Consider the following 5,282-nt stretch of genomic DNA (forward strand, 5'->3'; position numbering starts at 1 on the left):
TTTCACCGCTAACATTATTGCCAGGATCTCGTCAGTGCTTTCTCTTTTTTGTCACTAAATCACAAAATTTGGTGATCAACCAAAAAAATAGAAAAAAGAGCACCTTTCCGGTAGAATGTAAGTAACCACACAAACAAACCCAGGAAAGAGGTGCTCTCTATGAACAAGCATACCACACTCCCAAATTTGATGCAAAAAATTGTGTCAGACGAAGACATTCAAACCATCACAGAAGCAGTGGGTTATCACGACTCATCTCGTAAATTTACCGTACGTACGTTAATCGACTTTTTCCTTCTCGCGGCTGTCCATGAGTGGAAGAGTTTTCGTCATGGTGCTGATGTGGCGCCCACTTCCCAATTGCCGCGTTTTCATTATTCGACGGTGGCAAACAAGGCGAAGGAGATTCCATATGAAATCATGAAGCGTTTGTTTGCACTGATCGTTTCGAAGTGTAATCGCCAAACACGGCGATCTCTTCGATTCCCGAAACCTCTTCGCATTGTCGATTCGACAACGGTGACAGTCGGAAAGAACCGCCTATCATGGGCGCCTGATCATGGGGAACGATCAGGGATGAAACGGCATGTCGCTTATTCTCCTGAATACCAGTCACCAATGGATGCCATAGAAACAACCGGTCTACGCCACGATGGTCCTGTCGGGGAAGCGTTGACACATCCGAAGCAAATTCTTGTGGAAGATCGGGCGTATTTTAAAATCGAGCGGATCGACCAATTTGCCGAAAATGGACAACTTTTTGTCATTCGCATGAAAGAAAATGTAGAGATTCATCGTCGTCACCGTTTACAGCGTCTTGTTTCATCCGATTCCAATGTCATCGCTGATTTTACTTGTCAGCTAGGAACGAAGCAATGCCGTTCGAAAAAACGTCATCGAGTGGTCATCTTTCGTGATGCCCATAGAAAGGAGATTCGCGTCGTAACGAATGTCTTTGACGTATCGGCAGAAAAGATGGCCGACATGTATCAAGAGCGTTGGGCAGTCGAGGTCTTTTTTCGATGGATCAAGCAATACTTGAATGTACCTACCTTATTTGGGACAACAAAAAACGCCGTCTACAATCAGCTGTTTGCGGCGTTCATTGCCTATGTGTTATTGAGATGGCTATATGACCGAACAGAGAAACGAACGCAAACCACCCTCACGTTCATTTCTTTCGTTCGTCGGGTTTTATTTGGGCAACTTCCTCTCGATTGGAAATCAGAGATGGTAGCTGTCTTATTTGAGCATGCCCATTTTTACGGGAGAAGTATTCATAATTTTGGATAATCAACAGCCGTGTTTCAATGATTTACAACCGGAATAGTCCTAGCGTATACATCCTGTCTCTTCTCACCGAAGGCTATCCGAAAAACGGTTCTCTTTTGGTTTTGAAAATCGGGAATGACTTTGGAAGCCATTAAGGATCTTGAAATCCGGAAAATGATAGACGCGAAGGGGAAGAAGTTTCGCTGACAACATGTCGGAAAATATCGACCGATGGGTGGGGGGCGATGCGGATGAATAAGAGGGAAATATGGAAAAAATTAAAAAAACAATTAAAAGCCAATCAGCATTTAATAGGTGTAGCTGCCGGTTCAGGATTAACTGGCCGGTATGCTGAAAAAGGCGGCGCCGATTTTATTTTGGCGCTAAGTTCCGGAAAATTCCGGCAAATGGGTGTCAGTTCTCTTGCTGGATATCTTCCCTTTTCTAACAGTAATGAAATCGTCATGGATTTCGGGCTAAAAGAATTATTGCCGATCATCAAAAATATTCCGATCATTTTCGGTTTGATGGCCACTGATCCAACGATTGACCTAAAAAGCTATATCGCTTTGATTAAAGAAAAGGGCTTTGCGGGGATCAATAATTATCCGACGATAGGGTTAATCGACGGAAAATATCGGGAAGCTCTGGAAGAAGCAGATATTTCATATGATAAGGAAGTGGAAGCCATTTCGATCGCCAATGGGTTGGATCTCTTTACGGTAGCTTTTGTCTTTAATAAAACGCAAGCCATACAAATGACAAAGGCCGGAGCCGATGTCATTTGTGTGCACTTTGGCTTGACCAAAGGCGGAATGTTGGGCGCCAAATATGTTCAAACCCTGCAATCCGCTAAAAATTTGGCGACCGAGATTTTTGAGGAATGTCAAAAAATTAATCCAAATATCATTAAGATGATTTATGGCGGTCCTGTCAGCAAACCTGTGGATGTCCAATTTATGTATAATGGGACGGATATACACGGATATATCGGCGGATCAGTTTTTGAACGGATTCCTTCTGAACAGGCCATTCTGCATGTTACCCAATCATTTAAACAAACCAATGATATCAAATATGAACAACTCATTCAAAGGATTATTGACGGATTTAACACTCAAAAAGAATATATCGATTTTGTCAAGAAATATATCAGTTTACATTACAATGAGGAAATTACCTTACATGAACTAGCCGGGATGTTGGGCTTGTCCAGACCCTATTTAAGCCTATTGTTCAAAACAGAAGTAGGGATTTCTTTTCGTGACTATTTGATCGATTATCGGATTAACCGTGCCATTGAAATTTTAAAGGAAAAGAAAGTCCCGTTAACGATTGTATCGGAAATGGTCGGTTATCCCGATTATGCCCAGTTCAGTAAAATATTTAAGAAACGAACGGGGATGTCCCCGAAAGAATATGTAAAAACAAACATAAATCCATAATCTTCAAACAAAAGAACATATATTTTCAATGATGGAAGCGGTATCATTTGGGTGAAAATAAATTTTCACCCATGGGAAAGGAGTGATACGGTGGACAAGACGATCGCTTTGGCCGGCACGTTCGATACAAAGGGTAGAGAGTTTTTGTTCGTTAAAGAATTGATCGAATCATTGGGTTTTCGCACGTTTACGATCCATACCGGTGTTTTTGAGCCGGTTTTTGAACCCGATGTTTCGAATCGTGCAGTCGTTGCAGCTGCGGGAGGGGATATTGAAGAAATCGTTGAACGTAAAGACAGAGCCTATGCGACAGCTACGCTTGCAAAAGGAATGGAAGTGTTATTGCCCGAGTTGTTTAAAGAAGGGAAATTTGATGGGGTTTTATCTTTCGGCGGTACGGGGGGCACTTCCATTGCAACAGCAGGCATGAGAAAGTTGCCGATTGGTGTTCCGAAAGTGATGGTTTCCACCGTTGCATCCGGAAATACGCTCCCTTATGTTGGAATGAGCGATATTGTCATGTTTCCGTCCATCGTAGATATCGCAGGCATCAACTCGTTTTCGATTAAAATTTTTTCAAATGCTGTTTTTGCCATTGCCGGCATGCTGCAATATGAGCAAAAAACGACAAAGGAACAAAAACCATTAATTGCGGCGACCATGTTCGGCCTTACGACGCCTTGCATCAATTATGCAAAAAAATACTTGGAGGATCATGGATATGAAGTTTTGATCTTCCACGCGACGGGTATTGGCGGGAAAACGATGGAAAGCCTTATCGAAAACGGGTTTATTGAAGGAGTATTGGATATTACAACGACCGAATGGGCAGACGAGTTGGTGGGAGGAATTTTGGCGGCCGGTCCACATCGATTGGAAGCCGCAGCATTAAACCGGGTTCCTCAAGTAGTATCCCTTGGGGCGATTGATATGGTCAATTTTGGACCGCGTGATACCGTCCCTGCAAAATTTGCCGGAAGGAAATTTTATCAGCATAATCCATCCGTCACCTTGATGCGGACGACCGTGGAAGAAAACAGGAAAATTGGCGAAAAGATTGCGGAAAAGTTAAATATGGCTTCCGGCAACACGGCATTATTGTTGCCGTTAAAAGGTCTTTCCGGTTTGGATGCGGAAGGGCAACCATTCTATGGACCGGAAGAGGACAAGATGCTATTCGACACAATTAAAGAAAATATTGACCAAAGTAAAGTGGAGATCATTGAAATTAATGCGCACATCAATGAAAAAGTATTCGGAGAAACTGCAGCTAAAAAACTGATCGAATTAATGGAAAGAAGGAAAGGAGAAAATGAACATGCCTTCTAGACAAGAAATTTTAAAACGATTTAGAGAAGAAATCGCCAAAGGAAGAATATTATTAGGGGTTGGAGCAGGTACAGGTATAACGGCAAAAAGCAGTGAAGCCGGCGGTGCGGATATGTTAATCGTTTATAATTCTGGCCGTTACAGAATGGCTGGACGCGGGTCATTGGCAGGTTTACTTCCATATGGTGATGCGAACCAAATTGTCGTTGAAATGGGCAATGAAGTGTTGACCGTTGTGAAAAATACGCCTGTGCTTGCAGGGGTTAACGGTACAGATCCCTTTCGAATCATGGATGTATTTTTAAAACTATTAAAGGACCAAGGTTTCAGCGGAGTACAAAATTTCCCGACGGTAGGATTGATTGATGGGGTGTTCCGGCAAAACTTGGAAGAAACAGGAATGGGTTATGACTTGGAAGTGGATATGATTCGGAAAGCCCATGAATTGGACATGCTCACAACTCCATATGTTTTTGATGAAGAACAAGCAATAAAAATGGCAAATGCAGGTGCTGATATTTTAGTCGCTCACATGGGCTTAACGACGAAAGGTACAATTGGAGCCAAAACGGCTTTATCCCTGGATGACTGTGTTGAAAGAATCCAAAGAATCGTTGATGCCGGACGATCCGTTAATCCTGACATTTTGGTAATTTGCCATGGAGGTCCTATCGCGGAACCTGAAGATGCCAAATACGTCATTAAAAGGGTGGACGGCCTAGTTGGATTCTTTGGAGCATCCAGCATCGAAAGATTTGCTGCTGAGAAAGGGATTAAAGCTCAAACGGAAGCATTTAAACAGATAAAAAGATAATCAAAAAATATGGAAGGATCATTCCATCATCGGGTGTCCCAAAATAAGGGCACCTTCATAGCCATCAAGTTAAGAAAACAGGAATAAATCTATGCCTCATTTGACCATCCTTTTGAAGACTTCATCATGTCTTAGAAAGGGTGGTTTTTTTGAAGACGTCCTTATCTCTCCAAGAGGAATGGCATTGTTTTTTAGAGGGTTTACGAAGCGTGTTATCATGCGAAGAGCTGGAACAGGATGGCCCGAGATCATCGATTTATTCAACGAAAGGGGAAGTTGCGCGCCCATGATTTCGTGGCACTTTGCACATTTCTCCAAGAAGAAGGCGGTCAAAAATCATTGGTGTAGCTCTGCAGTGCTCTAGCTCTTAAGCAAAACACCTCTCTGAGTGCGGAAGGGCTCAATCAACGGTTTAACGAAAA

The 5,282-nt window shown here is 42.7% G+C and carries 4 protein-coding genes and 1 pseudogene; all 5 read left to right on the forward strand.

The window, feature by feature from the left end; translation table 11 throughout:
* The first annotated feature begins 159 nt into the window (after window positions 1-159).
* Entirely contained in the window at window positions 160-1,293 is a 1,134-nt protein-coding gene (locus tag B4113_RS13895) for an IS4 family transposase (protein ID WP_033842839.1), read from the forward strand.
* Between the two features lie 230 nt (window positions 1,294-1,523).
* Window positions 1,524-2,717 (forward strand): phosphoenolpyruvate hydrolase family protein, encoded by a 1,194-nt coding sequence (locus tag B4113_RS13900; RefSeq protein ID WP_026500105.1) that lies wholly within the window; start codon window positions 1,524-1,526, stop codon window positions 2,715-2,717.
* A gap of 90 nt (window positions 2,718-2,807) precedes the next feature.
* Window positions 2,808-4,046 (forward strand): Tm-1-like ATP-binding domain-containing protein, encoded by a 1,239-nt coding sequence (locus tag B4113_RS13905; RefSeq protein ID WP_033842841.1) that lies wholly within the window; start codon window positions 2,808-2,810, stop codon window positions 4,044-4,046.
* On the forward strand, window positions 4,036-4,860 hold the full coding sequence (locus B4113_RS13910) for a phosphoenolpyruvate hydrolase family protein (RefSeq protein WP_369802278.1): 825 nt from the start codon (window positions 4,036-4,038) through the stop codon (window positions 4,858-4,860). The genes B4113_RS13905 and B4113_RS13910 overlap by 11 nt, the downstream gene beginning before the upstream one ends.
* 149 nt (window positions 4,861-5,009) lie before the next feature.
* Window positions 5,010-5,282, forward strand: a pseudogene (locus B4113_RS19010) (IS4 family transposase); the annotation flags it as partial.

It is taken from the genome of Geobacillus sp. B4113_201601 (assembly GCF_001587475.1).
Lineage (GTDB): Bacteria > Bacillota > Bacilli > Bacillales > Anoxybacillaceae > Geobacillus > Geobacillus icigianus.